This is a genomic window from Salmonella sp. SSDFZ69, assembly GCF_004010755.1.
Lineage (GTDB): Bacteria > Pseudomonadota > Gammaproteobacteria > Enterobacterales > Enterobacteriaceae > Salmonella > Salmonella enterica.
In genome coordinates, this window is the sequence record NZ_CP034831.1 from 4,597,751 (window position 1) to 4,624,656 (window position 26,906).

24 protein-coding genes, 2 tRNA genes and 2 rRNA genes are annotated in these 26,906 nt (G+C 53.1%); 6 read left to right on the plus strand and 22 right to left on the minus strand.

Translation table 11 applies throughout. From position 1 onward, the window contains the following. Window positions 1-5: 5 nt before the first annotated feature. The 3 genes from rho to trxA form a co-directional block, all read right to left on the minus strand. Window positions 6-1,265 carry a transcription termination factor Rho gene (rho, locus tag EOS98_RS22750; RefSeq protein ID WP_001054532.1) on the minus strand — a complete coding sequence of 420 codons (1,260 nt, stop codon included), beginning with the start codon at window positions 1,263-1,265 and terminating at the stop codon, window positions 6-8. An 87-nt stretch (window positions 1,266-1,352) separates the two neighbouring features. Continuing rightward, the gene (locus EOS98_RS24975; protein ID WP_134820045.1) at window positions 1,353-1,436 is read right to left on the minus strand and encodes a rho operon leader peptide; all 84 of its coding nucleotides are present in this window, start codon (window positions 1,434-1,436) and stop codon (window positions 1,353-1,355) included. 247 nt (window positions 1,437-1,683) lie between these two features. Then, window positions 1,684-2,013: a thioredoxin TrxA gene (gene trxA, locus EOS98_RS22760; RefSeq protein WP_001280776.1), complete on the minus strand. Its 330-nt coding sequence runs from the start codon at window positions 2,011-2,013 to the stop codon at window positions 1,684-1,686. A gap of 143 nt (window positions 2,014-2,156) precedes the next feature. Between trxA and rhlB the strand changes: the two genes are divergently transcribed. Together rhlB and gppA are read left to right on the plus strand one after the other, a co-directional pair. Continuing rightward, complete coding sequence (gene rhlB, locus EOS98_RS22765) at window positions 2,157-3,422, plus strand: ATP-dependent RNA helicase RhlB (RefSeq protein WP_000047525.1); 1,266 nt, start codon at window positions 2,157-2,159, stop codon at window positions 3,420-3,422. A gap of 118 nt (window positions 3,423-3,540) precedes the next feature. Then, on the plus strand, window positions 3,541-5,022 hold the full coding sequence (gene gppA / locus EOS98_RS22770) for a guanosine-5'-triphosphate,3'-diphosphate diphosphatase (protein WP_061380021.1): 1,482 nt from the start codon (window positions 3,541-3,543) through the stop codon (window positions 5,020-5,022). 39 nt (window positions 5,023-5,061) lie between these two features. Here the strand turns inward: gppA and rep are convergent, their stop codons facing one another. From rep to EOS98_RS22790, 4 genes are all read right to left on the minus strand, one after another. Further along, entirely contained in the window at window positions 5,062-7,086 is a 2,025-nt protein-coding gene (gene rep / locus EOS98_RS22775) for a DNA helicase Rep (RefSeq protein WP_001238842.1), read from the minus strand. Between the two features lie 99 nt (window positions 7,087-7,185). Beyond that, window positions 7,186-7,914, minus strand: a complete 729-nt coding sequence (pnuC, locus tag EOS98_RS22780) for a nicotinamide riboside transporter PnuC (protein ID WP_126524444.1) — start codon at window positions 7,912-7,914, stop codon at window positions 7,186-7,188. Then, the gene (locus EOS98_RS22785; RefSeq protein ID WP_001182428.1) at window positions 7,914-8,657 is read right to left on the minus strand and encodes a nucleoside phosphorylase; all 744 of its coding nucleotides are present in this window, start codon (window positions 8,655-8,657) and stop codon (window positions 7,914-7,916) included. The genes pnuC and EOS98_RS22785 overlap by 1 nt, the downstream gene beginning before the upstream one ends. 28 nt (window positions 8,658-8,685) lie before the next feature. Further along, window positions 8,686-9,387 carry a Crp/Fnr family transcriptional regulator gene (locus EOS98_RS22790; protein WP_001024340.1) on the minus strand — a complete coding sequence of 234 codons (702 nt, stop codon included), beginning with the start codon at window positions 9,385-9,387 and terminating at the stop codon, window positions 8,686-8,688. Between the two features lie 193 nt (window positions 9,388-9,580). Here EOS98_RS22790 and ppiC point away from each other — a divergent pair, with 193 nt between their 5' ends. Beyond that, window positions 9,581-9,862 (plus strand): peptidylprolyl isomerase PpiC, encoded by a 282-nt coding sequence (gene ppiC, locus EOS98_RS22795; protein ID WP_001096806.1) that lies wholly within the window; start codon window positions 9,581-9,583, stop codon window positions 9,860-9,862. 91 nt (window positions 9,863-9,953) lie between these two features. Here ppiC and ilvC read toward each other — a convergent pair whose 3' ends face one another. Continuing rightward, complete coding sequence (ilvC, locus tag EOS98_RS22800; protein ID WP_126524410.1) at window positions 9,954-11,429, minus strand: ketol-acid reductoisomerase; 1,476 nt, start codon at window positions 11,427-11,429, stop codon at window positions 9,954-9,956. A 164-nt stretch (window positions 11,430-11,593) separates the two neighbouring features. On the opposite strand from ilvC, the gene ilvY reads away from it, so the two are divergent. Then, window positions 11,594-12,481 carry an HTH-type transcriptional activator IlvY gene (ilvY, locus tag EOS98_RS22805; protein ID WP_126524411.1) on the plus strand — a complete coding sequence of 296 codons (888 nt, stop codon included), beginning with the start codon at window positions 11,594-11,596 and terminating at the stop codon, window positions 12,479-12,481. Between the two features lie 2 nt (window positions 12,482-12,483). On the opposite strand, the gene EOS98_RS22810 is transcribed toward ilvY, so the two are convergent. The 9 genes from EOS98_RS22810 to ilvL all read right to left on the minus strand — a co-directional run bounded on the left by EOS98_RS22810 (window position 12,484) and on the right by ilvL (window position 20,071). Next, window positions 12,484-12,825, minus strand: a complete 342-nt coding sequence (locus tag EOS98_RS22810; protein ID WP_000560822.1) for a helix-turn-helix domain-containing protein — start codon at window positions 12,823-12,825, stop codon at window positions 12,484-12,486. After that, window positions 12,822-13,139 carry a type II toxin-antitoxin system RelE/ParE family toxin gene (locus tag EOS98_RS22815; RefSeq protein ID WP_164550776.1) on the minus strand — a complete coding sequence of 106 codons (318 nt, stop codon included), beginning with the start codon at window positions 13,137-13,139 and terminating at the stop codon, window positions 12,822-12,824. Before EOS98_RS22815 ends, EOS98_RS22810 begins: the two co-directional genes overlap by 4 nt. A 282-nt stretch (window positions 13,140-13,421) precedes the next feature. After that, window positions 13,422-14,966, minus strand: coding sequence for a threonine ammonia-lyase, biosynthetic (gene ilvA, locus EOS98_RS22820; protein WP_033903558.1), 1,545 nt, complete (start codon window positions 14,964-14,966; stop codon window positions 13,422-13,424). Window positions 14,967-14,968: 2 nt separating this feature from the next. Further along, window positions 14,969-16,819 (minus strand): dihydroxy-acid dehydratase, encoded by a 1,851-nt coding sequence (gene ilvD / locus EOS98_RS22825; protein ID WP_126524413.1) that lies wholly within the window; start codon window positions 16,817-16,819, stop codon window positions 14,969-14,971. Window positions 16,820-16,979: 160 nt separating this feature from the next. Then, complete coding sequence (gene ilvE / locus EOS98_RS22830) at window positions 16,980-17,909, minus strand: branched-chain-amino-acid transaminase (RefSeq protein ID WP_000208532.1); 930 nt, start codon at window positions 17,907-17,909, stop codon at window positions 16,980-16,982. Window positions 17,910-17,926: 17 nt separating this feature from the next. Then, on the minus strand, window positions 17,927-18,190 hold the full coding sequence (gene ilvM / locus EOS98_RS22835; RefSeq protein ID WP_000983260.1) for an acetolactate synthase 2 small subunit: 264 nt from the start codon (window positions 18,188-18,190) through the stop codon (window positions 17,927-17,929). Further along, window positions 18,187-19,833, minus strand: a complete 1,647-nt coding sequence (gene ilvG, locus EOS98_RS22840; protein ID WP_001012554.1) for an acetolactate synthase 2 catalytic subunit — start codon at window positions 19,831-19,833, stop codon at window positions 18,187-18,189. Before ilvG ends, ilvM begins: the two co-directional genes overlap by 4 nt. Before the next feature lie 2 nt (window positions 19,834-19,835). After that, entirely contained in the window at window positions 19,836-19,886 is a 51-nt protein-coding gene (gene ilvX, locus EOS98_RS24740; protein WP_192930503.1) for a peptide IlvX, read from the minus strand. An 86-nt stretch (window positions 19,887-19,972) separates the two neighbouring features. Beyond that, window positions 19,973-20,071 carry an ilv operon leader peptide gene (gene ilvL / locus EOS98_RS22845; RefSeq protein ID WP_001311244.1) on the minus strand — a complete coding sequence of 33 codons (99 nt, stop codon included), beginning with the start codon at window positions 20,069-20,071 and terminating at the stop codon, window positions 19,973-19,975. Window positions 20,072-20,422: 351 nt separating this feature from the next. Here ilvL and EOS98_RS22855 point away from each other — a divergent pair, with 351 nt between their 5' ends. Then, a complete protein-coding gene (locus EOS98_RS22855) occupies window positions 20,423-21,943 on the plus strand; it encodes a YifB family Mg chelatase-like AAA ATPase (RefSeq protein WP_114051964.1) in 1,521 nt (506 codons plus the stop codon). A 24-nt stretch (window positions 21,944-21,967) separates the two neighbouring features. Here EOS98_RS22855 and maoP read toward each other — a convergent pair whose 3' ends face one another. Next, window positions 21,968-22,306, minus strand: a complete 339-nt coding sequence (gene maoP, locus EOS98_RS22860) for a macrodomain Ori organization protein MaoP (protein ID WP_000840996.1) — start codon at window positions 22,304-22,306, stop codon at window positions 21,968-21,970. 106 nt (window positions 22,307-22,412) lie between these two features. Between maoP and hdfR the strand changes: the two genes are divergently transcribed. Next, on the plus strand, window positions 22,413-23,261 hold the full coding sequence (gene hdfR / locus EOS98_RS22865; RefSeq protein WP_086008739.1) for an HTH-type transcriptional regulator HdfR: 849 nt from the start codon (window positions 22,413-22,415) through the stop codon (window positions 23,259-23,261). Window positions 23,262-23,362: 101 nt separating this feature from the next. Here the strand turns inward: hdfR and EOS98_RS22870 are convergent. The 4 genes from EOS98_RS22870 to EOS98_RS22885 form a co-directional block, all read right to left on the minus strand. Next, window positions 23,363-23,438, minus strand: a tRNA-Trp gene (locus EOS98_RS22870). 8 nt (window positions 23,439-23,446) lie between these two features. Next, a tRNA-Asp gene (locus tag EOS98_RS22875) sits at window positions 23,447-23,523 on the minus strand. A 54-nt stretch (window positions 23,524-23,577) separates the two neighbouring features. Beyond that, a 5S ribosomal RNA gene (gene rrf / locus EOS98_RS22880) occupies window positions 23,578-23,693 on the minus strand. A 93-nt stretch (window positions 23,694-23,786) separates the two neighbouring features. After that, window positions 23,787-26,691 (minus strand): 23S ribosomal RNA (locus tag EOS98_RS22885). Window positions 26,692-26,906 lie beyond the last annotated feature (215 nt).

The window sequence follows — 26,906 nt, forward strand, 5'->3', positions numbered from 1 at the left end:
CCAGGTTATGAGCGCTTCATCATCTCGAAAAAGTCGTCATTAGTTTTGGTCATCGCCAGTTTGTTAATGAGGAATTCCATCGCGTCAATTTCACCCATCGGATGGATGATTTTACGCAGGATCCACATTTTCTGCAGCTCTTCCTGAGTGGTGAGCAGCTCTTCTTTACGGGTACCGGAACGGTTGTAGTCGATAGCCGGGAAGACACGTTTTTCAGCGATCTTACGCGAGAGATGCAGCTCCATGTTACCGGTGCCTTTAAACTCTTCGTAGATAACTTCGTCCATCTTGGAACCGGTATCGATTAGCGCCGTCGCGATGATAGTCAGGCTACCGCCCTCTTCCACGTTACGCGCCGCGCCGAAGAAACGCTTCGGACGATGCAGGGCGTTAGCATCCACACCACCGGTCAGTACTTTACCGGAAGCCGGCACCACGGTGTTGTAGGCACGCGCCAGACGGGTGATGGAGTCGAGCAGGATGATGACGTCTTTCTTGTGTTCAACCAGACGTTTCGCCTTCTCGATAACCATTTCGGCAACCTGAACGTGGCGGGATGCCGGTTCGTCAAAGGTAGACGCAACCACTTCGCCTTTCACCAGACGCTGCATCTCGGTCACTTCTTCCGGACGTTCGTCAATCAGCAGCACCATCAGCACGCAGTCCGGGTGGTTATACGCGATGCTCTGCGCGATGTTCTGCAGCAGCATGGTTTTACCCGCCTTCGGCGGCGCGACAATCAGACCGCGCTGGCCGCGACCGATCGGCGAAGCCAGATCCAGAACGCGCGCCGTTAAGTCTTCGGTAGAACCGTTACCACGCTCCATACGCAGACGAGAGTTTGCGTGCAACGGGGTTAAGTTCTCAAAGAGGATTTTGTTACGGGCGTTTTCCGGTTTGTCGTAGTTAACTTCGTTAACTTTCAACAGCGCAAAATAGCGTTCACCTTCTTTCGGCGGGCGAATCTTACCAGAAATGGTATCACCAGTGCGGAGGTTGAAACGGCGGATTTGGCTGGGGGAAACGTAGATATCATCAGGACCGGCGAGGTAGGAGCTGTCTGCAGAACGGAGGAAACCAAATCCATCCTGCAATATCTCCAGCACACCGTCGCCAAAGATATCTTCGCCACTCTTTGCGTGCTGCTTCAGGATGGCAAAAATAATGTCCTGCTTGCGCATACGGGCCAGGTTTTCCAGCCCCATACTTTCGCCGAGAGTGATCAGCTCAGAAACCGGCGTATTCTTTAATTCGGTAAGATTCATAATGGTGTGAGTTCTTAAACTTGGGGTAAATCTCGAACTTAATGTTGTGAATGGTATGGCAGGGTCATCCATGCCTGTTTACGGCTATCAACTCATGTCTGTTCGCTGTCTGGTCACAGGAAAGTACGCAGAACTGAAACGACAAGACGGAATGAGCGAAGAGCCAGGAATCTTTCCACTTCTCGTGCGAGAAAAAACGGGAAGTGACGGATAAAACCAGATTCAAACTTAATAAGGTATGTTTAATTCGAAGTCAATACTAACTTAGCACGACTCAGACCGGGCGTCCAGAGATCCTGACAATTTAAGAATAACGTAAGGACAACAGACGCCACGAAACTGCCTGATACCTTAATCATTCGTCGAATGACAGACGCCTGACCATACAGCGCCTTTGTCATTCGACGTATAAAAGGTATTACGCCAGATTGGCGTCGAGAAACTCTTTCAACTGACCTTTAGACAGTGCGCCTACTTTGGTTGCCGCCACTTCGCCGTTTTTAAACAGCAGCAGAGTCGGAATACCGCGGATGCCATATTTAGGCGCAGTACCTGGGTTCTGGTCAATGTTCAGTTTGGCAACGGTCAATTTGCCCTGATATTCGTCAGCGATTTCATCCAGAATCGGAGCGATCATTTTACACGGCCCGCACCACTCTGCCCAGAAATCAACGAGGATAGCCCCGTCCGCTTTGAGTACATCCGTGTCAAAACTGTCGTCAGTCAGGTGAATAATTTTATCGCTCATATATAACTCCACAGGAATAAGCCTGGCGTGTTGGTGTAGCATTAACCAACGAGGTGCTGATGTTAACTTCGCCAACAAAGGTTGACTTTATTTCACCGGATACGCTTTCGTAAAGCAATAGTAAGCTGATATTCTACCACACTATGAGCAAAACACATTTAACAGAACAGAAGTTTTCCGACTTCGCCCTGCACCCACAGGTGGTTGAAGCCCTTGAAAAAAAAGGGTTTTATAATTGTACGCCCATTCAGGCACTGGCCCTTCCGCTAACGCTGGCGGGTCGTGACGTTGCAGGGCAGGCGCAAACCGGTACCGGGAAAACGATGGCGTTTCTGACGTCAACGTTTCATTATTTACTTTCTCATCCCGCGATCGACGATCGCAAGGTGAACCAGCCGCGCGCGCTGATCATGGCGCCGACGCGTGAATTAGCCGTACAAATTCACGCAGACGCGGAGCCGTTGGCGCAAGCGACAGGCTTAAAATTAGGCCTGGCTTACGGCGGCGATGGTTACGACAAGCAGCTTAAAGTGCTGGAAAGCGGCGTTGATATTCTTATTGGTACGACGGGCCGACTGATCGACTACGCCAAACAAAACCACATTAACCTCGGCGCCATTCAGGTCGTCGTACTCGATGAAGCCGATCGCATGTACGATTTGGGCTTTATTAAAGATATCCGCTGGCTGTTCCGTCGTATGCCGCCGGCTGCGCAGCGTCTGAACATGTTGTTTTCCGCCACCCTGTCTTATCGGGTTCGCGAGCTGGCGTTTGAACAGATGAACAACGCCGAATATGTTGAAGTGGAACCGGAGCAAAAGACCGGCCACCGCATTAAAGAAGAGCTTTTCTACCCCTCTAATGAAGAGAAAATGCGTTTACTGCAAACGCTGATCGAAGAAGAGTGGCCGGATCGCGCCATTATTTTCGCCAACACCAAGCATCGTTGCGAAGATATCTGGGGACACCTGGCGGCAGATGGCCATCGTGTTGGTCTGCTGACCGGCGATGTCGCGCAGAAAAAGCGCCTGCGGATTCTGGATGAGTTCACCCGCGGCGATCTGGATATTCTTGTGGCGACCGATGTCGCGGCGCGCGGGTTGCATATCCCCGCCGTAACGCACGTCTTTAACTACGATCTGCCAGACGATTGTGAAGACTATGTTCACCGTATCGGTCGTACCGGTCGCGCTGGCGCCAGCGGACATTCCATCAGCCTGGCTTGCGAAGAGTATGCGCTGAATCTGCCCGCTATTGAGAGCTATATCGGCCACTCGATTCCGGTCAGCAAATACAATCCGGAAGCGCTCATGAACGATCTGCCCAAGCCGTTGCGCCTGACGCGTTCGCGTCCTGGCAATGGTCCGCGCCGCGCTGGCGCTCCGCGTAATCGTCGTCGTTCAGGTTAAGAAAAGTTATGCCATACACAAAATCATTTAGCCTGTATCAAGGCGGCAAGAAAACAAATCCCGATGAGCTTAGGAAGAGTACACAGCCAACACGGATACAGGTTGAAGGATGAAGTGTATGAATTCCACCTCGTTGTATGCCGCCATTGATCTCGGTTCCAATAGTTTTCATATGCTGGTCGTGCGCGAGGCGGCGGGAAGCATCCAGACGCTGACCCGAATAAAACGCAAGGTGCGTCTGGCCGCGGGTCTGAACCACGACAACCACCTTTCAGCCGAAGCGATGGAACGCGGCTGGCAATGCCTGCGTCTGTTTGCTGAACGTTTGCAGGATATCCCGCAGCCGCAAATCCGCGTGGTTGCCACCGCAACATTGCGTCTCGCCGTCAATGCGGGTGAATTTATCGCGAAAGCGCAGACTATCCTTGGTTGTCCGGTGCAGGTTATCAGCGGCGAAGAAGAGGCGCGGCTGATTTATCAGGGGGTCGCTCATACCACCGGCGGCGCAGATCAGCGACTGGTGGTGGATATCGGCGGCGCCAGCACTGAACTGGTTACCGGCACAGGCGCGCAAACCACGTCGCTATTTAGCCTGTCCATGGGCTGCGTAACGTGGCTTGAACGCTATTTTAGCGATCGTAATCTGGCGCAAGAAAACTTTGATGATGCGGAGAAAGCCGCGCGCGATGTACTGCGTCCGGTCGCCGATGAACTGCGTTTTCATGGCTGGAAGGTCTGCGTGGGTGCCTCCGGCACCGTACAGGCATTGCAGGAAATCATGATGGCGCAGGGGATGGACGAGCGCATTACGCTCGCCAAACTGCAGCAGCTAAAACAACGCGCGATACAGTGCGGGCGTCTGGAAGAGCTGGAAATCGAAGGCCTGACGCTGGAGCGCGCGCTGGTTTTCCCAAGCGGGCTGGCTATTCTGATCGCGATATTTACCGAGCTGAACATCCAGAGCATGACGCTGGCAGGCGGCGCGTTACGCGAAGGGCTGGTGTATGGGATGTTGCATCTGGCGGTAGATCAGGATATCCGCAGCCGCACGCTGCGAAACATTCAGCGTCGGTTTATCGTCGATACCGATCAGGCGAATCGCGTGGCGAAGCTGGCAGATAACTTCCTCAAACAGGTAGAAAATGCCTGGCATATTGAGCCTATCAGTCGTGAACTGTTGCTTAGCGCTTGCCAGTTGCATGAGATCGGTCTGAGCGTTGATTTTAAACAGGCGCCCTATCATGCCGCCTATTTAGTACGCCATTTGGATCTGCCTGGCTATACGCCCGCGCAGAAAAAATTGCTCGCCACCCTCTTACTGAACCAGACCAATCCGGTCGATCTCTCTTCGCTTCATCAGCAAAACGCGGTACCGCCCCGTGTTGCGGAACAGCTATGCCGTTTGCTGCGCCTGGCGATTCTTTTTGCCGGTCGCCGTCGTGACGATCTGGTACCAGAAATTACGCTACAGGCGCTAAATGAAAATCTGACGTTAACCTTACCTGGCGACTGGCTGGCACATCACCCGCTGGGTAAAGAGTTGATTGATCAGGAAAGCCAGTGGCAAAGCTATGTACACTGGCCGCTGGACGTTCGCTAACCATCGTCTGATTGCCGGATGACGCTTCGCTTATCCGGCCTACGATTTCGCTCGCTTTGCCGCCATCATGGCTTTCAGATTAGCCAGGTGACTTTGCCCTTTTTGCATTCGCTCCTCAGCGCTTACCACTTTGCGCTCCTGCTCCCAGATTAAATCATCCTGCGGCAGTTCTAACAAGAAGCGACTGGGTTCCGGGCGCACCAGCTCCCCATACTGACGGCGCTCTTTACATAATGTAAAGGTGAGCTCTTTCTGCGCACGAGTGATCCCGACATAGGCCAGCCGACGCTCTTCCTCAATATTATCTTCGTCAATGCTGCTTTGATGCGGCAAAAATCCTTCTTCCATTCCCACCATATAGACATACGGGAATTCCAGTCCTTTCGATGCATGAAGCGTCATCAACTGTACCTGATCCAGCTCTTCTTCGCTCTCGCCGCGCTCCATCATATCGCGCAGCGTAAAGCGTGTAACCACCTGGGTGAGCGTCATCGGCTCATCGAGTTCGTTACCTTCCAGCATCTCAGTCATCCAGCTAAAGAGCTGGTTAACGTTTTTCATACGCATTTCCGCCGCTTTGGGGCTCGGCGAGGTTTCGTACAACCAGGATTCATAGTCAATACCGTGGATGAGATCGCGCACGGCGGCGACAGGCTCGCGTTCGGCCAGACGCTGGATTTCCCCCAACCAGTGGGTAAAACGCGTCAATGAATCGTAACCACGTCCGGTCAGCTTTTGGCTAAGTCCCATATCAAAGCTGGCGGTAAACAGGCTCTTATTACGCGTCATTGCCCATTCACCCAGCTTTTGCAGCGTGGCCGGACCGATTTCGCGTTTTGGCGTATTCACGATGCGCAGGAAAGCGCTGTCATCATCCGGGTTGGTCAACACCCGCAGGTAGGCCAGCAGGTCTTTAATCTCCGGACGGGAGAAGAATGAGGTGCCGCCGGAAATTTTGTACGGAATGCGGTTCTGCATGAGGAATTTTTCAAATACCCGCGACTGATGATTCCCGCGATACAGAATGGCGTAATCCTTGTACTGGGTCTTGTTCACAAAGTGATGGGCAATCAGTTCGCCGGTAACGCGCTCAGCTTCATGCTCTTCATTGTTTGCGCTTAACACTTTGAGTTCCGCGCCGTAACCGAGTTCGGAAAAGAGGCGCTTTTCAAAGACGTGCGGATTGTTGGCGATGAGAATATTCGCCGCTTTCAGGATGCGGCCCGAAGAACGATAGTTTTGCTCCAGCTTAATCACCTGCAGCGCCGGAAAGTCCTGGCTCAGTAACACCAGGTTTTGCGGACGCGCCCCGCGCCAGGAGTAGATAGACTGATCGTCATCGCCTACGACCGTAAAGCGCGCGCGTTGCCCGACCAGCAGCTTAACCAACTCATACTGGCTGGTGTTAGTATCCTGATATTCATCCACCAACAGATAACGAATTTTATTCTGCCAGCGCTCGCGCACCTCGTCATTGCGTTGCAGCAGCAGCGTCGGCAGCAAAATCAAATCATCAAAATCGAGAACGTTACATGCCTTCATATGGGCGTCGTAAAGCCCGTAGCAGTGGGCAAAAATACGATCGCGTTCACCTTTCGCCCCCGCCGCTGCCTGCGCAGGCGTTTTGAGATCGTTTTTCCAGTTGGAGATCGTGGAGATCAGCTGTTGCAACAGAACCTTGTCGTCTTCGATCAGGCCTTCGGTCAGCTCTTTGAGCAAGGCGACCTGGTCGGTATCGTCAAACAATGAAAAGTTCGATTTCATCCCCAGCGCAGCGTACTCGCGCTTAATAATATCCAGCCCTAGCGTATGAAAGGTGGAGATCATCAAACCGCGCGCTTCCTTACGGCCGAGCGTCTGCCCGACGCGTTCTTTCATCTCACGCGCTGCCTTGTTGGTAAACGTCACCGCCGCAATATGCCGGGCCTGATAGCCGCATCCGCGGATCAGGTGGGCGATTTTATTGGTAATTACGCGAGTTTTACCAGAACCCGCTCCTGCCAGCACCAGGCAGGGTCCGGTGACGAATTCGACAGCGTGTTGTTGGCCGGGATTTAAACGCATGGGAATAGTGCTCAATCTTCGAACGGGGGAGGGATTGTAGCAGAAAGCGAGGCCCAGAGAAGACCAGGCTGCTTTTTCAAGCAGCCTGGAAAAGGTCAATCAGCAGGCTCTGGCGGCAAGCGGCGTATAGCCATTACGCTGTGCGCTCTTGATCCAACTGAAAGAACCCATTAGCGCGATCGCCGTCAGCAGAACATACTCAAGCGACATCGCATAAACGCCCTGTACTGCATAGATCACGACGCTAATTACATCAATAATCACCCACAGCAGCCAGTTTTCCACGTACTTGCGGGTCATCAGCACCATCGCCGCAATCGACAACACCAGCATGGTGGAATCCCAGAACGGGAACGCGTCCGGCTGGAGTTCAGGCATCGCCACCTGCATACCTATCGTTTGCAGCAGAGCGAGCATAACGCGGGTCAACATAGCAAAGACCGGATCGATAAACCACGTCATCAGCAGAATGGCGATAATACATACGCCCCCCAACCTCCATGTTTGTTGACGAGAAAGCCAGCGTACTTTCAGAGCGGCTTCCCGGGCGTCATTCTGCCGGCTCCATGCGTACCAGCCGTAAATATTCGCCGCAAAGAAAAACACCTGAAGTAGCAAGCTGGCATACAGTTGAATCTGAAAAAAGATGGCGGCAAACAGAGTGACGTTAATCAAACCAAACAGGTAATTAACGATTTTTTCCCGGCTGGCGCACCAGATGCACAATAAACCAAAGACGGTGCCGATAGCCTCAATCCACGACAGCGCATACCCACCCTCGCCGAGAGGAATGTTGACCATTACATTGTTAATGATGAAAAAGTCCATCATTGCTCTCCTTGCAAACTATCGAAATAAATGGCCTGAAGCGCCAGAGAAATCTGGCGCTCTTCACCTTGCTGGCACAAGGTTTCCTGCTGAACATAATGGTTAATGCTGCTCTCCAGACAGCCACTATGCGCGACGACCACGTTTAGCAACGACGCGGTACGCAGCCCTCGTAACGCCCCCACCACCATCAGCGCGGCGGTTTCCATATCCGCGCCGAGAACGCCCCTGGCCGACCATTCGGCATCCAGTTCAGCTTCGCGATCGGTATAAAAACTGTCATGGCTGCGCACCAGCCCGCAAACGGCAGAGATGTTCATCTGTTTCGCCTGCTGTATCAGCGTGGCGGTAAGATACGGGTCCGCACAGGCCGGATAACTGGCGGGCGCATAGGTTTTGCTGGCGCCGTCGTCAGCCACCGCGCCGTGGGCGATGATCACATCGCCCAACGCCAGCGAGTCCTGCAACGCGCCGCAACTACCGATACGGATTAGCGTGTTGACGCCAACCTGGCGTAACTCCTCAATGGCGATAGCGGTTGACGGTCCGCCGATTCCCGTGGAGAGCACGACTATTTCAACCCCCTGATACCAACCGCGCGCCGCGCGAAACTCCCGGTTTTGCCCCAGAATCTCAGCCTTATCAAGAAAACGAGCGATTCTATCCACCCGCCCGGGATCGCCGGGCAAAAGCGCATATTTCGCGCGGGTCATGCTTGTGTTAAGCCGAATATGGGGTTGCATCTCCCGTCTCCTTATTGTTCTGAGAGGTTCAGATTTCCGCCTCCTGTTTGAGTTTTTCAGGAGCCAGTAAAATGATCCGCTCACCGTCGGTATCGATAATGTTCAGCGATTTCAGATCGTGCAGTATCCGGTTGATGCTGCGCGTCGTCGCCGCAAATTCCTGACCAAGATTCTGCTTATCAAGCAAAATAGTGGTTGATTCATATTGTTGATAACGCAGCCATAATGCCTGGCATACGCGCTGATGCAGCGAGTACAAATTGTCGCTACTGGCCTTTTTCGACAACTGGTAATACTGTTGGCTGAAAAACCGCAGCATTCGCTGGTTAAAGTGGTTATCCAGCGTCAGCCAGCGGCAAAAATGCGCTTGCGGCAGGCTGAGTAGCTGTACATTGCCGACGGCTACGACAGAACAGATGTAATGCCGCGACTCAAATATCTCTAGCTCGCCCAGCATATCTCCTTTGCCATAACGCGCCTGCCGGTAACGGCGTCCATCTTCAGCTTCGTAAAAAACATCCACTTCGCCGGCCACGATGAGTGAAAATTGCTGGCATATTTCCCCCTGGCGGCAGATAAGCGCGCCGCGGGAAATGTCGTCAAATCGCCAGCACTGCATGATTTCCAACGGGCAGTATTTGAGTAATTCATAGAGCACTGGGTCGCGTACGACTTGGCGTAGCCCTAAAAGCCAGTCGTCTGGAAATTCTGCGTTTTTCATTATGTTCATGGTATCTCGCCCCTTGTCAGAAAGGACAGGACCGCCGTCCCGCACATCCGAAATACGCCCGCTAAAAATGCCGCTTATCTCCCGGTTCATTAAATCAGGCGGGACATCTGTCCTGTAATGGCGAAGAGTATATGTCTGACGGCCTAAGGAGTGATAAAGTGACGGCCAATCTTTGCGACGTGAGAACACAATAATGGCAAAAATGGCAGCAGCACTGCATATCCTTGTAAAAGAAGAGAAACTGGCTTTAGATCTTCTGGAGCAAATTAAAAACGGCGGCGATTTTGAGAAGCTGGCGAAGAAGCATTCTATCTGCCCATCCGGTAAAAAAGGCGGTCATTTAGGCGAATTTCGTCAGGGCCAGATGGTTCCGGCATTCGATAAAGTAGTCTTTTCCTGCCCGGTACTGGAGCCAACCGGCCCGCTGCATACCCAGTTCGGTTACCACATCATTAAAGTATTGTATCGCAAATAAAAAGCCGGGTGGCGGCTACGCCTTACCCGGCCTACATCGTCTGATTGATTTTGTCGGTCGGGTAAGCGCTAGCGCCACCCGACAAGGTATATCAACCCGCTACCGCAATACGCTTCATATCCGTCATATAGCCGCGCAGTTTCTTACCTACCTGCTCAATCGCATGACTACGAATCGCGTCGTTCACGTCGCGAAGCTGTGCGTTGTCTACCGCGCCTTCCGGGATAGCACTACCCAGATCGCCCGGTTGCAATTCCGCCATAAACGGTTTCAGCAGCGGTACGCAAGCGTAAGAGAACAGGTAGTTACCGTATTCTGCGGTATCGGAGATAACTACGTTCATTTCGTACAGACGCTTACGGGCGATGGTGTTCGCGATCAGCGGCAGCTCGTGCAGTGATTCGTAGTAAGCGGATTCTTCGATGATGCCGGAATCGACCATGGTTTCGAACGCCAGCTCAACGCCAGCTTTCACCATCGCAATCATCAGCACGCCTTTATCGAAGTACTCCTGCTCGCCGATTTTACCTTCAAACTGCGGTGCGGTTTCGAACGCGGTTTTTCCGGTCTCTTCACGCCAGGTCAGCAGTTTCTTATCGTCGTTAGCCCAGTCAGCCATCATGCCGGAAGAGAATTCGCCGGAGATGATGTCATCCATGTGTTTCTGGAACAGCGGCGCCATGATCTCTTTCAGCTGTTCGGACAGCGCGTAAGCACGCAGTTTCGCCGGGTTAGACAGACGGTCCATCATCAGGGTGATGCCGCCCTGCTTCAGCGCTTCGGTGATGGTTTCCCAGCCGAACTGAATCAGTTTTTCCGCATAAGCCGGGTCGGTGCCTTCTGCCACCAGCTTGTCGAAACACAGCAGAGAACCGGCCTGCAGCATACCGCACAGAATAGTCTGCTCGCCCATCAGGTCAGATTTCACTTCCGCAACGAAAGAAGATTCCAGTACGCCCGCACGGTGACCACCGGTGGCCGCCGCCCAGGCTTTAGCAATCGCCATGCCTTCGCCTTTCGGGTCGTTTTCCGGGTGAACGGCGATCAGCGTCGGCACGCCGAAACCACGTTTGTACTCTTCGCGCACTTCGGTGCCCGGACACTTCGGCGCAACCATCACTACGGTGATGTCTTTACGGATCTGCTCGCCCACTTCCACGATGTTGAAGCCGTGGGAGTAACCCAGCGCCGCGCCGTCTTTCATCAGCGGCTGTACGGAGCGCACCACGTCGGAGTGCTGTTTGTCTGGCGTCAGGTTAACCACCAGGTCCGCCTGTGGGATCAGCTCTTCGTAGGTACCCACTTTGAAGCCGTTTTCGGTCGCTTTACGCCAGGAGGCACGCTTCTCAGCAATGGCTTTTTTACGCAGGGCGTAGGAAATATCCAGACCGGAGTCACGCATGTTCAGGCCCTGGTTCAGCCCCTGAGCGCCACAGCCGACGATGACCACTTTTTTACCCTGCAGGTAGCTCGCGCCATCGGCGAATTCGTCGCGGCCCATAAAGCGACATTTACCCAGCTGCGCCAGCTGCTGGCGCAGATTCAGTGTATTAAAGTAGTTAGCCATGATGGTGTACTCCGTGATGTTGTGTTGTCGCGCTTATTGTTCGGTTTACAGATTGCTATCTGTGCGAATGAACCCACATTACAACAGGAAATTTATTGCGGAAATTGATATATTCACAACGTTATGTTGCGGTTTATGCAACGTCAAAAACCGGAGGTCTGTCTGTGGATTTACGCGATCTAAAAACCTTCCTGCATCTGGCGGAAAGCCGCCACTTTGGCCGCAGCGCGCGCGCGATGCACGTCAGTCCCTCCACGCTCTCCCGGCAAATTCAGCGGCTGGAAGAGGACCTCGGTCAGGCGCTGTTTGTGCGTGATAACCGCACGGTCACACTGACCGAAGCAGGGGAAGAACTGCGGGTATTTGCCCAGCAAACGTTGTTGCAGTATCAGCAACTGCGCCACACCCTCGATCAGCAAGGACCATCACTTTCTGGTGAACTGCACATTTTCTGCTCGGTGACCGCGGCGTACAGTCATCTGCCGCCAATCCTCGACCGCTTCCGCGCCGAACATCCCTCGGTGGAAATTAAGCTCACCACCGGCGACGCCGCCGACGCCATGGACAAAGTGGTCACCGGCGAGGCCGATCTGGCGATTGCCGGTAAGCCGGAAACGCTGCCCGGTGCGGTGGCGTTTTCGATGCTGGAGAATCTGGCAGTGGTGCTGATTGCACCGGCGCTGCCCTGCCCGGTGCGCAATCAGGTTTCGGTTGATAAGCCCGACTGGTCGACGGTGCCGTTTATCATGGCCGATCAGGGGCCGGTACGCCGCCGCATTGAGCTATGGTTCCGCCGGCATAAAATCAGCAATCCGCAGATTTACGCCACCGTCGGCGGTCACGAAGCGATGGTCTCAATGGTGGCGCTGGGCTGCGGCGTGGCGCTGCTGCCGGAAGTGGTGCTGGAAAACAGCCCGGAGCCGGTACGTAATCGCGTAATGATTTTAGAGCGCAGCGACGAAAAAACGCCGTTTGAGCTTGGCGTCTGCGCGCAAAAAAAGCGGCTGCATGAGCCGCTAATTGATGCGTTCTGGAAGATTTTACCGAATTAGTTTTACGGCCCTACCATTACCCGAACAGGCTTCCCAATACGGCTAAGCATATTCACCAGAGCATCAATGGTGAATTTGCTGCATTTCTTGTTGACGACATCCGAAACGCGCGGTCGGGATATATGCAAAACTGTAGCAACCTCGGCTTGCTTCATCTGGTTTCGCGTAATCCAGAGGGTAATTTCTTCCATGAGCTGTTCTTTAATGGCTAACGTGTTTTCGATTTCACTCAGGGAATCAGCGTAAAACTTTTCTGCGTCCTGCTTATCAAACCCCAAATCAGCAAAAACATTACCGCCAGATGGCGTCACATGGCGAATATCACTATCAGTTTTGGCAATCACAAGCTGTTTCTCCGTTGTTGCACCACCCGGTTATAACGCGTTCTGGCGATGTTTTTATCGTGCTGACTGGTTTGTTGCGTCTGTTTTTGGAAACTATGCAAAACGTAGAGTGCTTCTTCAAACTTAGCGACATACATAACGCGATAGATACCATTGTTGTCACGAATCCGAATTTCATTTACCCCAGCCCCAATTTCTGAAAACAGTTTCCAGTCATCGGGTTCAATTCCATACTGAATTTTGTGAAGCTGATAACCGACTGCTTTGCGTACCGTTATGGGAAAAGCCAAGAGATCCTCCAGAGAAGATCCCACCCATCGAATTTCTTTTTCATTGGAGAGAGCTCGGGTGAGTAACATAACATCCTTGTGTATAAAATTTTATACATTGTTTTTAGCAGATGCAAGTGATAGCGGTGCTAACGATATGGTGAGCCGAGTTTCACCACAAGCAGATTGGGCGCCTTCTGGAAAACGTCTCGCAAAATTAAATGAGTGGATGCTCCGGGCTGGCAGAAAAGCCCAATAACTGAGGGAAGATCATATCTGGATATCAGGCCCACTTTACTTTGTGGGCCTGAAAAACTAAACGCTGAATTAACCCGCCAGAAAGAACCGGAACGCCGGGTTATTGCTCTCATCATGGCATTCATAGCCCAGCTCATGCAGCCGGGTTTCGAAATCCGGCTCATGATCGCCTAACTCGAACGCCGCCAGCACGCGGCCATAATCGGTACCGTGGCTGCGGTAATGGAATAGCGAAATATTCCAGTGCGTGCCAAGCGTATGCAGGAATTTGAGCAACGCGCCGGGCGACTCTGGAAATTCAAAGCTGTAGAGGCGTTCCTGTAGCGGATGGGATGGACGCCCACCGACCATATAGCGCACATGCAGCTTCGCCATTTCATCGTCGGAGAGATCCACTACGCTATAACCGCCGTCGCACAGTTGGGTGATAATCTCTTTTCGCTCCTCTAGCCCCTGACTGACGCGTACGCCGACAAAAATACAGGCATTTTTCGCGTCGGCAAAACGGTAGTTAAATTCGGTGACCATACGCCCGCCAAGCAACTGGCAGAATTTGAGAAAGCTCCCCTTTTCTTCCGGAATGGTCACCGCCAGTAACGCTTCGCGCTGTTCCCCCAGCTCGCAGCGTTCAGACACATAGCGCAAGCCGTGGAAGTTGACGTTGGCGCCGGAAAGGACGTGCGCCAGGCGTTCGCCGCGAATATTGTGCTGGGCGATATATTTTTTCATCCCCGCCAGCGCCAGCGCGCCGGACGGCTCCGCCACCGCACGCACATCTTCAAACAGATCTTTCATCGCCGCGCAGATAGCGTCGCTATCGACTGTAATAATGTCGTCGAGATATTCCTGGCACAGGCGGAAGGTTTCGTCGCCGATGCGTTTTACCGCCACGCCTTCAGCAAATAACCCAACGCGCGGGAGATCCACTGGATGACCGGCTTCCAACGCCGCTTTCAGGCAGGCGGAATCCTCCGCTTCGACGGCAATCACTTTGATTTGCGGCATCAATTGTTTGATCAGTACCGCTACGCCCGCCGCCAGGCCGCCGCCGCCAACCGGCACAAAGACACGATCGAGATGCGAATCCTGCTGAAGCAGTTCCAGCGCCAGCGTGCCCTGCCCGGCGATCACCATTGGGTGATCAAACGGCGGCACCCAGGTAAAACCCTGCTGCTGCGCCAGCTCAATAGCTTTCGCTTTCGCTTCATCAAAATTAGCGCCGTGCAACAGCACTTCGCCGCCAAAACCGCGTACCGCATCGACTTTAATATCCGCCGTTGCTTTTGGCATGACGATCAGCGACTTCACGCCAAGCCGCGCGGAGGAGAACGCCACGCCCTGTGCATGGTTCCCCGCCGACGCGGTAATCACGCCGTGGGCTTTTTGTTCTTCGGTCAATCCGGCCATCATCGCGTAAGCGCCGCGCAGCTTAAAGCTATGTACCGGCTGCCGGTCTTCGCGTTTGACGAGAATAACGTTATCCAGACGTGACGAGAGCTTTTCCATTTTTTGCAGCGGCGTCACCTGCGCCGCTTCGTATACTGGCGCGCGTAGCACCGCGCGCAGATACTCCGCCCCTTCCGGCGCGACTGACAGTGGTTGAGATTCCGCCATCATCAACCTCCCAGTTTCGATTTATCGCGCACCGCGCCTTTATCGGCGCTGGTCGCCAGGCTGGCGTAGGCACGCAGGGCAAACGAAACCTGACGCTGACGATTTTTCGGCGTCCAGGCTTTGTCGCCACGAGCCTCCTGCGCCTCGCGGCGTGCGGCGATTTCAGCCTCGTTCAACTGCAACTGAATGCTGCGGTTCGGGATATCAATCGCAATGGTGTCGCCATCTTCAATCAGCGCAATAGTGCCGCCGCTGGCCGCTTCCGGCGAGACGTGGCCGATGGAAAGACCCGAAGTACCGCCGGAGAAACGCCCATCGGTGATGAGCGCGCAGACTTTGCCCAGCCCCATCGACTTCAGGAAACTGGTCGGATAGAGCATTTCCTGCATTCCCGGCCCGCCTTTCGGCCCTTCGTAGCGGATCACGACTACATCGCCTTCCACTACTTTGCCGCCGAGAATCGCCTCTACCGCGTCGTCCTGGCTTTCATACACTTTCGCCGGGCCGGTGAATTTAAGGATGCTGTCATCGACGCCCGCGGTTTTAACGATGCAGCCGTTTTCGGCGAAGTTGCCATACAGCACCGCCAGACCGCCGTCTTTGCTATAGGCATATTCCAGCGAGCGGATGCAACCCGCTGCGCGGTCGTCATCCAGCGAATCCCAGCGACAATCCTGCGAGAACGCCTGGGTAGTACGGATACCGGCAGGGCCAGCACGGAACATTTTTTTAACCGCTTCGTCCTGCGTAACCGTGATGTCGTACTGTTCCAGCGTTTGCGGCAGCGTCAGGCCTAATACGTTTTTCACGTTACGGTTCAGCAGCCCGGCGCGATCCAGCTCGCCTAAAATACCCAGCACACCGCCGGCACGGTGAACGTCTTCCATATGGTATTTCTGGGTACTTGGCGCCACTTTACACAGCTGCGGCACCTTGCGGGACAGCTTGTCGATATCACTCATGGTGAAGTCGATTTCCGCTTCCTGCGCCGCCGCCAGTAGATGCAGAACGGTATTGGTCGAACCGCCCATCGCAATATCCAGCGTCATGGCGTTTTCAAACGCGGCTTTGCTGGCGATGTTACGCGGCAGTGCACTTTCGTCATCCTGCTCGTAATAGCGTTTAGTCAGTTCAACAATCCGCTTACCGGCATTGAGGAACAACTGCTTCCGGTCAGCGTGGGTTGCCAGCAGTGAGCCGTTGCCCGGCTGCGACAGGCCCAGCGCTTCGGTCAGGCAGTTCATGGAATTAGCGGTAAACATGCCGGAGCAGGAGCCGCAGGTTGGACAGGCGGAACGCTCCACCTGGTTACTTTGATCGTCAGAGACTTTCGGGTCCGCGCCCTGAATCATGGCATCAACCAGATCCAGCTTGATAATTTTGTCTGAAAGCTTGGTTTTCCCGGCTTCCATCGGTCCGCCGGAGACAAAGATCACCGGAATATTCAGGCGCAGCGAGGCCATGAGCATCCCTGGGGTGATTTTGTCACAGTTGGAGATACACACCATCGCGTCAGCGCAGTGAGCGTTCACCATGTACTCCACGGAGTCGGCGATCAGCTCGCGCGACGGCAGTGAATAGAGCATACCCCCGTGCCCCATGGCGATCCCGTCATCCACGGCAATAGTGTTGAACTCTTTCGCCACACCGCCGGAAGCTTCAATCTGTTCGGCGACCAGCTTACCGAGATCGCGCAGATGAACGTGACCCGGCACAAACTGAGTGAATGAGTTCACCACGGCGATAATCGGTTTGCCAAAATCACTGTCGGTCATTCCGGTGGCGCGCCACAGCGCGCGGGCACCCGCCATATTACGACCATGGGTGGTGGTGGCGGAACGGTACTTAGGCATGCTTTATTTACTCCCCATCTTTTCCCTTCATACTTCACGCCACAGGTGCGTTGGCTGCCTCACTCACCCCAGTCACTTACTACAGTAAGCTTCTGGGGATTCGCTGCGTTGCCGCCTTCCTGTGACGCAAATTATTTTGGGAAAATATTAATTTTATTTATTATGAATTTACCGGATCCAACCAGCCCCATTTATCCTCGGTTTCTCCAGTGAAGAGACCAAAGAAGGCTTGTTGAATACGCTTGGTAACAGGGCCGCAACGGCCTTCACCTACCTGGATACCATCAACGCTGCGTACCGGAGTAATTTCTGCCGCGGTTCCGGACATAAACACTTCGTCGGCCAGATACAGCGATTCACGGGACAGCACCTGCTCACGCACTTCAATACCCAGCTCTTTCGCCAGTTTGATGATCGCATCGCGAGTAATGCCTGGCAGCGCGGAAGAGGTAAACGGCGGAGTAAACAGCACGCCATCTTTTACCTCAAACAGGTTTTCGCCTGCGCCTTCGGAGATATAGCCGTTTACATCCAGGGCGATGCCTTCCTGATAGCCGTGGCGGCGCGCTTCGCTACCCACCAGCAGTGAGGAGAGGTAGTTACCGCCCGCTTTCGCAGCGGTTGGAATGGTGTTCGGCGCAGCGCGATTCCAGGAAGAAACCATCGCATCGATCCCCTGATCCAGCGCTTCGGCGCCCAGGTATGCCCCCCACGGGAACGCGGCGATGATGACGTCAGTGGTGTATCCCGGGGGCGGGTTAACGCCCATACCGACATCGCCGACAAATACCAACGGACGGATATAGGCGCTGGTCAGGTTGTTTTTGCGGATCACTTCGCGGCAGGCTTCCATCAGCTCATCAATACTCTGGGAAACCGGAAAACGATAAATTTTTGCTGAGTCGCGCAGGCGCTGCATATGTTCACGATGACGAAACACTACTGGGCCTTTGTGAGAGTCGTAGCACCGAATCCCTTCAAATACCGACGTACCGTAGTGCAGCGCGTGAGACATTACGTGAACCTTCGCGTCTTCCCAGCGCACCATCTCGCCATTGAACCAAATGTAATCAGCTTTTTTCGTCGTCATTTTTCTTCCTTTTGCGCTCAGGCGCGGATTTGTTGTGATGTGGCAGCGCTCTGGCAGATTGCGACATGCGCAACATCTACCAGTTTACTTAACTGACTAAACAGTAAGTCGACCGACCGGGGACTGGCAACGGTCAATTCAATATTTATATTCTGCGCATCGGTCGCGGCTTCCATATTCATGGAGCACACCTGAAAACCACGATGGCGCACCACGCGTAAAACACGTTCTAAGGTTTCTGGATTAAAGCGTGCCGATACATTGACCTGATGTTGCATCATGATAATTTCTCCAGCATTTCAGAGTTACTGGCGCCAGGCGGCACCAACGGCCAGACATTTTCAAGTTCGTCGATTGAGACGTGAAGCAGGTACGGCCCTTCGCTTGCCAACATAGTGTCAAGTGCCGCTTCAACCTGGTCTTTACGAGTAATGTGCTGGCCTGGAATGCCGAAGGCGCTGGCCAGCATGAGGAAATCGGGGTTATCGGTCAGGGTGGTTTCGCTATATCGCTCCTGGAAAAACAGTTGCTGCCATTGTCGAACCATCCCTAACCGCTGGTTGTCGAGTAAGACTATCTTCAACGGTAACTGCTTGCGTTTTACGGTGCCCAACTCCTGAACATTCATCATGAAGGAGCCGTCACCGGAGATACAGATAACGGTATCATTCGGTCGCGCTACCTGCGCGCCAACGGCCGCCGGTAAGCCGAATCCCATCGTCCCCAGACCGCTGGAAGTGATGAAGTTCTCCGGGCGGGTGTAAGTCATATGCTGGGCTGACCACATCTGATGCTGCCCCACATCCGTCGTCACCACGCTGTCTGCGGGTTTGCGTTCCGACAATTGCTTCAACAACAACGGCGCATAGATAGTCTCGCCAGGATGGTCATAGCGCCAGGCGTGTTCTGCGCGCAGCTCTGCACAGGACTGACGCCATGCGTCGATCTTCAGCGGTTGCTGTAATGCCGGCAACAGCGAATTTAAATCGCCCTGCAACGCGACGTGTGCCTGACGCAGTTTGTTCATTTCCGCCGGGTCGATATCCATATGGATTACGCTGGCGTTCGGCGCAAACGTATTCAGCTTACCGGTCACCCGGTCATCAAAACGTGCACCCACTGCGATCAGTAAATCACACTCTTGCACCGCGAAATTAGCCGCTTTAGTACCGTGCATTCCCAGCATGCCCAGATAGTACGGATAATCAGCTTCAACAGCCCCCAGCCCTTTCAGCGTGCAGGTAACTGGCATTTGCGTTACCGCGATAAATTTACGCAGCGCAGGAACCGCCTGCGCCATACCAACACCACCGCCGACGTACAGCATGGGTTTTTTCGCCTGTTCCAGCATCTGGCGCGCCTGTTCAACATCAGCCTGCGGGAAGGTCGCTTCGTTAGCAACGGTAGTAAACCAGGGTTCCAGCTCACCGCTGGCCAACTGGATATCTTTCGGGATATCCACCAGAACCGGGCCAGGACGGCCAGCGTTGGCGACTTCAAAAGCCTCTGCCATGATACGAGGCAGCTCTGCCAGCGACTGCACCAGGAAGCTGTGTTTGGTACAGGCCAGCGACAGGCCTAACACATCCACCTCCTGGAACGCATCAGTGCCGATGAACGGGGCGGAAACCTGACCCGTGATCGCGACGACGGGGACCGAATCTAACAACGCATCCGCCAGGCCAGTGATCAGGTTAGTGGCGCCAGGGCCGGAAGTGGCGATACAAACACCGGTTTTGCCGGTAGAACGGGCATAACCGATTGCCGCCATTGCGGCACCCTGCTCGTGTCGGCACAACAAATGCTCCACACCACCGTCATACAACGCGTCGTAAACCGGCATAATTGCGCCGCCAGGATAACCAAATACGGTTTTCACCCCCTGCGCTCGCAAAGCATGTACCACCCACTGTGCCCCGTTCATAGTTACATCCCCGTCGTAAATCTTGAGAAACAGAATTTTATGCTGTTATTCACGCTCTGCTCCTCGCTTAAGTTTTTCAGGCCAAAAAAAACCCCCGGACCTTTCGGTGCGGGGGTCTTAGTTCGTTAAGGCTTGATTTCTAAGCCTTTCCTCGTCCAAGTGCAGCCCCGCACGGTGGGATAATAATCACCACCACGCTAATCACGACCAGGCTAATCACTCGTAGAAGGGCTGTCATTTTTGTCTATTCTTGCATCTTGTTCGAAGGAATACCTAAAGAGTTACCATAGGTTTTGCCAATAGCACAAGATATTTTTTTAACCACGTTTCAGATAATGCAGGTGAATGCCTAAAAGTGCTTTGTTTTTTATAAGAAAAATTAGCAACTGAAAAATTTTCACGTTTTCCTCCCCCTTTTGGCGCACTCTACACCCTGTTTTCCTTCTTTTCGCTTCTGCGAGCGCTCTTCCAGTTTGATGTTTCTTACCTGAAAATGACGCCAAAATTCAGGAAGCAGCCGCTAAAAAACAAAAAGTCAGTAATTCGATTTTCTCTTCTATTCCGCATAATCCACGTAACAGGAGGGATTATGTCACTGGCGATTGTTCATACTCGCGCCGCACTTGGCGTCAATGCGCCGCCTATCACTATAGAGGTGCATATCAGTAATGGATTACCGGGATTAACCATGGTTGGCCTACCGGAAACCACGGTAAAAGAGGCGCGTGACCGGGTACGTAGTGCGATTATTAATAGCGGATATGAATTTCCGGCTAAAAAAATAACCATTAACCTTGCTCCAGCCGATCTACCGAAAGAGGGCGGAAGGTATGACCTGCCTATTGCTGTTGCGCTTCTGGTCGCGTCTGAGCAGCTTACAGCGTCGAATCTTGAGGCATATGAGCTGGTGGGTGAGTTAGCGCTTACAGGCGCATTACGCGGCGTTCCTGGCGCAATATCAAGTGCAACGGAAGCCATCAGGGCCGGCAGAAATATTATCGTCGCAACAGAGAACGCGGCGGAGGTTGGGCTTATCAGCAAAGAAGGATGTTTTATCGCCGATCATCTACAAACCGTCTGCGCCTTTCTGGAAGGGAAACACGCCCTGGAAAGACCTTTAGCTCAGGATATGGCATCGCCTACCGCAACTGCCGATCTTCGCGATGTGATCGGTCAGGAGCAGGGTAAACGCGGCCTGGAGATTACAGCGGCAGGGGGACATAATCTGCTATTGATCGGCCCGCCGGGTACGGGTAAAACCATGCTGGCCAGTCGACTAAGCGGGATTCTTCCACCATTAAGCAATGAAGAGGCGTTGGAAAGCGCCGCGATCCTCAGTCTGGTTAATGCCGATACGGTACAAAAACGATGGCAGCAACGTCCCTTTCGCTCACCTCATCATAGCGCCTCACTTACTGCTATGGTCGGCGGCGGCGCAATACCCGCCCCGGGAGAGATATCGCTGGCGCACAACGGAATTTTGTTCCTTGATGAATTGCCTGAATTTGAGCGACGCACACTGGATGCGCTACGTGAACCTATAGAATCCGGTCAAATTCATTTATCCCGTACCAGAGCGAAAATAACGTACCCTGCCAGGTTCCAGTTAATCGCCGCAATGAATCCCAGCCCAACCGGACATTATCAGGGAAACCATAATCGCTGCACGCCAGAACAGACACTACGTTACCTTAATCGGTTGTCAGGCCCGTTTCTTGATCGTTTTGACCTTTCGCTTGAGATACCGCTTCCACCGCCCGGGATTCTTAGCCAACACGCCTCAAAGGGTGAGAGCAGCGCTACGGTAAAAAAGCGGGTCATCGCCGCCCATGAACGGCAGTACCGACGGCAGAAGAAGTTAAACGCGCGTCTGGAGGGTCGCGAAATCCAAAAATATTGTATTTTGCATCACGATGACGCCCGCTGGCTTGAAGACACGCTGGTGCATCTTGGATTATCCATTCGCGCCTGGCAGCGTTTACTAAAAGTGGCCAGAACCATTGCCGACATAGAACTGGCTGACCAGATCTCGCGTCAGCATTTGCAGGAGGCGGTAAGCTATCGGGCGATAGACAGGTTGTTAATTCATTTGCAAAAGCTGCTGGCGTAAAAAAAGGGCATTACGCCCTTTTTATTAATCATCAGCTTCGGTGTAGTCTTCTGCGCCTTCAACTTGCGGCTTGCCGCCAGACAAGGTGTGGAAGCGTTTTGGACGCTTGATACGCGTCATATACTTGGACCAGACGCGTTCTGCATCCGTTACCGGCTCGCGTTCACCGCGACATACCGCTACAAACAGCTTCTCTTCTTCAGTCACAGGCTCACGCTTGCCAAGATCCAGATCATTAAAGGCATGACCATGACGCTCAAGCAGTTGTGCCTCTTTAATCGTGAAATCACCGTGACGAGAGAATCCACGTGGATAATGTTTATTGTCAAAATATCGATTAGTCGTCGTAAAGCTTTCCGCCATCCTGCACGCTCCTAATTCTTTGTCTGAGCTATTTATGGCGCGGAGTATTAGTTACGCTTGACAGAGTGTAAAACAAAACATTTAAATCATAACGACAAATAATTTTGTGGAGAGCACAGTGGATACGGAATTGTTAAAAACTTTCCTGGAAGTTAGCCGGACACGCCATTTCGGGCGGGCCGCAGAAGCACTTTACCTGACGCAATCCGCGGTGAGCTTTCGTATCAGGCAACTGGAGAATCAACTGGGCGTAAACCTTTTTACGCGGCACAGAAACAATATCCGTTTAACCACGGCTGGCGAAAAACTTTTACCGTATGCGGAAACGCTGATGAATACGTGGCAGGCGGCACGTAAAGAGGTGGCGCATACCTCACGCCATAACGAGTTTTCCATCGGCGCCAGCGCGTCTTTATGGGAGTGTATGCTTAACGCCTGGCTGGGGCGACTGTACCAACTACAGGAGCCGCAAAGCGGCCTGCAGTTCGAAGCCAGAATCGCTCAACGGCAATCGCTTGTGAAGCAACTTCATGAACGCCAGCTTGATCTCCTCATTACTACCGAAGCGCCCAAAATGGATGAGTTCAGCAGTCAGCTGTTAGGGCACTTCACTTTGGCGTTATATTGCAGCAGCCCTGCCCGTAAGAAATCAGAACTCAATTATCTGCGGCTGGAGTGGGGACCAGACTTCCAACAGCATGAAACAGGGCTGATCGCAGCAGATGAAGTGCCGGTATTAACAACCAGCTCAGCCGAACTCGCCCGACAGCAGCTTAGCGCATTAAATGGCTGTAGCTGGCTTCCTGTAAACTGGGCAAATGAAAAGGGCGGATTACATACCGTTGCCGACAGCGCAACGCTTTCACGGCCGCTATACGCTATTTGGCTGCAAAACAGCGATAAATACTCGCTGATCTGCGATCTGTTAAAAACGGATGTGCTGGATGGCCAATGAAAATGATGAAAAGAAAAAGAAGGGAACTTACGATTACCTGATCAGATAATCAGGTAATTTCAGGCAAAAAAAAATCCTTAGCAGATGCTAAGGATTATTTCTGGCAGGGGCGGAGAGACTCGAACTCCCAACACCCGGTTTTGGAGACCGGTGCTCTACCAATTGAACTACGCCCCTAATTAGGGTGGCGGAACGGACGGGACTCGAACCCGCGACCCCCTGCGTGACAGGCAGGTATTCTAACCAACTGAACTACCGCTCCACCGAATTCTTTTACAACCACTGATTTTTACATCAGTTTACTGCTTAATTTGATGCCTGGCAGTTCCCTACTCTCGCATGGGGAGACCCCACACTACCATCGGCGCTACGGCGTTTCACTTCTGAGTTCGGCATGGGGTCAGGTGGGACCACCGCGCTAGTGCCGCCAGGCAAGTTCTGTTATCAGACCGTTTTTACGTTCTGATGTAATCTGAATCTGAGCTGAAAATCATCTCTCATCCGCCAAAACATCTTCGGCGTTGTAAGGTTAAGCCTCACGGTTCATTAGTACCGGTTAGCTCAACGCATCGCTGCGCTTACACACCCGGCCTATCAACGTCGTCGTCTTCAACGTTCCTTCAGGAGACTCTAAGTCTCAGGGAGAACTCATCTCGGGGCAAGTTTCGTGCTTAGATGCTTTCAGCACTTATCTCTTCCGCATTTAGCTACCGGGCAGTGCCATTGGCATGACAACCCGAACACCAGTGATGCGTCCACTCCGGTCCTCTCGTACTAGGAGCAGCCCCCCTCAGTTCTCCAGCGCCCACGGCAGATAGGGACCGAACTGTCTCACGACGTTCTAAACCCAGCTCGCGTACCACTTTAAATGGCGAACAGCCATACCCTTGGGACCTACTTCAGCCCCAGGATGTGATGAGCCGACATCGAGGTGCCAAACACCGCCGTCGATATGAACTCTTGGGCGGTATCAGCCTGTTATCCCCGGAGTACCTTTTATCCGTTGAGCGATGGCCCTTCCATTCAGAACCACCGGATCACTATGACCTGCTTTCGCACCTGCTCGCGCCGTCACGCTCGCAGTCAAGCTGGCTTATGCCATTGCACTAACCTCCTGATGTCCGACCAGGATTAGCCAACCTTCGTGCTCCTCCGTTACTCTTTAGGAGGAGACCGCCCCAGTCAAACTACCCACCAGACACTGTCCGCAACCCGGATTACGGGTCCACGTTAGAACATCAAACATTAAAGGGTGGTATTTCAAGGTCGGCTCCATGCAGACTGGCGTCCACACTTCAAAGCCTCCCACCTATCCTACACATCAAGGCTCAATGTTCAGTGTCAAGCTATAGTAAAGGTTCACGGGGTCTTTCCGTCTTGCCGCGGGTACACTGCATCTTCACAGCGAGTTCAATTTCACTGAGTCTCGGGTGGAGACAGCCTGGCCATCATTACGCCATTCGTGCAGGTCGGAACTTACCCGACAAGGAATTTCGCTACCTTAGGACCGTTATAGTTACGGCCGCCGTTTACCGGGGCTTCGATCAGGAGCTTCGCTTGCGCTGACCCCATCAATTAACCTTCCGGCACCGGGCAGGCGTCACACCGTATACGTCCACTTTCGTGTTTGCACAGTGCTGTGTTTTTAATAAACAGTTGCAGCCAGCTGGTATCTTCGACTGACTTCAGCTCCGTGAGTAAATCACTTCACCTACGTGTCAGCGTGCCTTCTCCCGAAGTTACGGCACCATTTTGCCTAGTTCCTTCACCCGAGTTCTCTCAAGCGCCTTGGTATTCTCTACCTGACCACCTGTGTCGGTTTGGGGTACGATTTGATGTTACCTGATGCTTAGAGGCTTTTCCTGGAAGCAGGGCATTTGTTGCTTCAGCACCGTAGTGCCTCGTCGTCACGCCTCAGTGTTAAAGTGAACCGGATTTACCTGGAACACACACCTACACGCTTAAACCGGGACAACCGTCGCCCGGCCAACATAGCCTTCTCCGTCCCCCCTTCGCAGTAACACCAAGTACGGGAATATTAACCCGTTTCCCATCGACTACGCCTTTCGGCCTCGCCTTAGGGGTCGACTCACCCTGCCCCGATTAACGTTGGACAGGAACCCTTGGTCTTCCGGCGAGCGGGCTTTTCACCCGCTTTATCGTTACTTATGTCAGCATTCGCACTTCTGATACCTCCAGCAACCCTCACAGGCCACCTTCACAGGCTTACAGAACGCTCCCCTACCCAACAACACACAGTGTCGCTGCCGCAGCTTCGGTGCATGGTTTAGCCCCGTTACATCTTCCGCGCAGGCCGACTCGACCAGTGAGCTATTACGCTTTCTTTAAATGATGGCTGCTTCTAAGCCAACATCCTGGCTGTCTGGGCCTTCCCACATCGTTTCCCACTTAACCATGACTTTGGGACCTTAGCTGGCGGTCTGGGTTGTTTCCCTCTTCACGACGGACGTTAGCACCCGCCGTGTGTCTCCCGTGATAACATTCTCCGGTATTCGCAGTTTGCATCGGGTTGGTAAGCCGGGATGGCCCCCTAGCCGAAACAGTGCTCTACCCCCGGAGATGAGTTCACGAGGCGCTACCTAAATAGCTTTCGGGGAGAACCAGCTATCTCCCGGTTTGATTGGCCTTTCACCCCCAGCCACAGGTCATCCGCTAATTTTTCAACATTAGTCGGTTCGGTCCTCCAGTTAGTGTTACCCAACCTTCAACCTGCCCATGGCTAGATCACCGGGTTTCGGGTCTATACCCTGCAACTTAACGCCCAATTAAGACTCGGTTTCCCTACGGCTCCCCTATTCGGTTAACCTTGCTACAGAATATAAGTCGCTGACCCATTATACAAAAGGTACGCAGTCACACCCCAAAGGGTGCTCCCACTGCTTGTACGTACACGGTTTCAGGTTCTTTTTCACTCCCCTCGCCGGGGTTCTTTTCGCCTTTCCCTCACGGTACTGGTTCACTATCGGTCAGTCAGGAGTATTTAGCCTTGGAGGATGGTCCCCCCATATTCAGACAGGATACCACGTGTCCCGCCCTACTCATCGAGCTCACAGCACATGCGCTTTTGTGTACGGGGCTGTCACCCTGTATCGCGCGCCTTTCCAGACGCTTCCACTAACACACATGCTGATTCAGGCTCTGGGCTACTCCCCGTTCGCTCGCCGCTACTGGGGGAATCTCGGTTGATTTCTTTTCCTCGGGGTACTTAGATGTTTCAGTTCCCCCGGTTCGCCTCATTAACCTATGGATTCAGTTAATGATAGTGTGACGAGTCACACTGGGTTTCCCCATTCGGGTATCGCCGGTTATAACGGTTCATATCACCTTACCGGCGCTTATCGCAGATTAGCACGCCCTTCATCGCCTCTGACTGCCAGGGCATCCACCGTGTACGCTTAGTCGCTTAACCTCACAACCCGAAGATGTTTCACTTCTGATTGCGAAAATTTGAGAGACTCACGAACAACTTTCGTTGTTCTGTGTTTCAATTTTCAGCTTGATCCAGATTTTTAAAGAGCAAATATCTCAAACGTGACTCGTAAGTCAGTTTTGAGATATTAAGGCAGGTGACTTTCACTCACAAACCAGCAAGTGGCGTCCCCTGGAGGTTTGACCTCATCAGTT

What these genes read in the sequence shown, in the direction of transcription:
- rho (WP_001054532.1), bottom strand. Translation starts at nt 1,265, where the DNA reads ATGAATCTTACCGAATTAAAGAATACGCCGGTTTCTGAGCTGATCACT.
- trxA (WP_001280776.1), bottom strand. Translation starts at nt 2,013, where the DNA reads ATGAGCGATAAAATTATTCACCTGACTGACGACAGTTTTGACACGGAT.
- rhlB (WP_000047525.1), top strand. Translation starts at nt 2,157, where the DNA reads ATGAGCAAAACACATTTAACAGAACAGAAGTTTTCCGACTTCGCCCTG.
- gppA (WP_061380021.1), top strand. Translation starts at nt 3,541, where the DNA reads ATGAATTCCACCTCGTTGTATGCCGCCATTGATCTCGGTTCCAATAGT.
- rep (WP_001238842.1), bottom strand. Translation starts at nt 7,086, where the DNA reads ATGCGTTTAAATCCCGGCCAACAACACGCTGTCGAATTCGTCACCGGA.
- pnuC (WP_126524444.1), bottom strand. Translation starts at nt 7,914, where the DNA reads ATGGACTTTTTCATCATTAACAATGTAATGGTCAACATTCCTCTCGGC.
- EOS98_RS22785 (WP_001182428.1), bottom strand. Translation starts at nt 8,657, where the DNA reads ATGCAACCCCATATTCGGCTTAACACAAGCATGACCCGCGCGAAATAT.
- EOS98_RS22790 (WP_001024340.1), bottom strand. Translation starts at nt 9,387, where the DNA reads ATGAACATAATGAAAAACGCAGAATTTCCAGACGACTGGCTTTTAGGG.
- ppiC (WP_001096806.1), top strand. Translation starts at nt 9,581, where the DNA reads ATGGCAAAAATGGCAGCAGCACTGCATATCCTTGTAAAAGAAGAGAAA.
- ilvC (WP_126524410.1), bottom strand. Translation starts at nt 11,429, where the DNA reads ATGGCTAACTACTTTAATACACTGAATCTGCGCCAGCAGCTGGCGCAG.
- ilvA (WP_033903558.1), bottom strand. Translation starts at nt 14,966, where the DNA reads ATGGCGGAATCTCAACCACTGTCAGTCGCGCCGGAAGGGGCGGAGTAT.
- ilvD (WP_126524413.1), bottom strand. Translation starts at nt 16,819, where the DNA reads ATGCCTAAGTACCGTTCCGCCACCACCACCCATGGTCGTAATATGGCG.
- ilvE (WP_000208532.1), bottom strand. Translation starts at nt 17,909, where the DNA reads ATGACGACGAAAAAAGCTGATTACATTTGGTTCAATGGCGAGATGGTG.
- ilvM (WP_000983260.1), bottom strand. Translation starts at nt 18,190, where the DNA reads ATGATGCAACATCAGGTCAATGTATCGGCACGCTTTAATCCAGAAACC.
- ilvG (WP_001012554.1), bottom strand. Translation starts at nt 19,833, where the DNA reads ATGAACGGGGCACAGTGGGTGGTACATGCTTTGCGAGCGCAGGGGGTG.
- ilvL (WP_001311244.1), bottom strand. Translation starts at nt 20,071, where the DNA reads ATGACAGCCCTTCTACGAGTGATTAGCCTGGTCGTGATTAGCGTGGTG.
- EOS98_RS22855 (WP_114051964.1), top strand. Translation starts at nt 20,423, where the DNA reads ATGTCACTGGCGATTGTTCATACTCGCGCCGCACTTGGCGTCAATGCG.
- maoP (WP_000840996.1), bottom strand. Translation starts at nt 22,306, where the DNA reads ATGGCGGAAAGCTTTACGACGACTAATCGATATTTTGACAATAAACAT.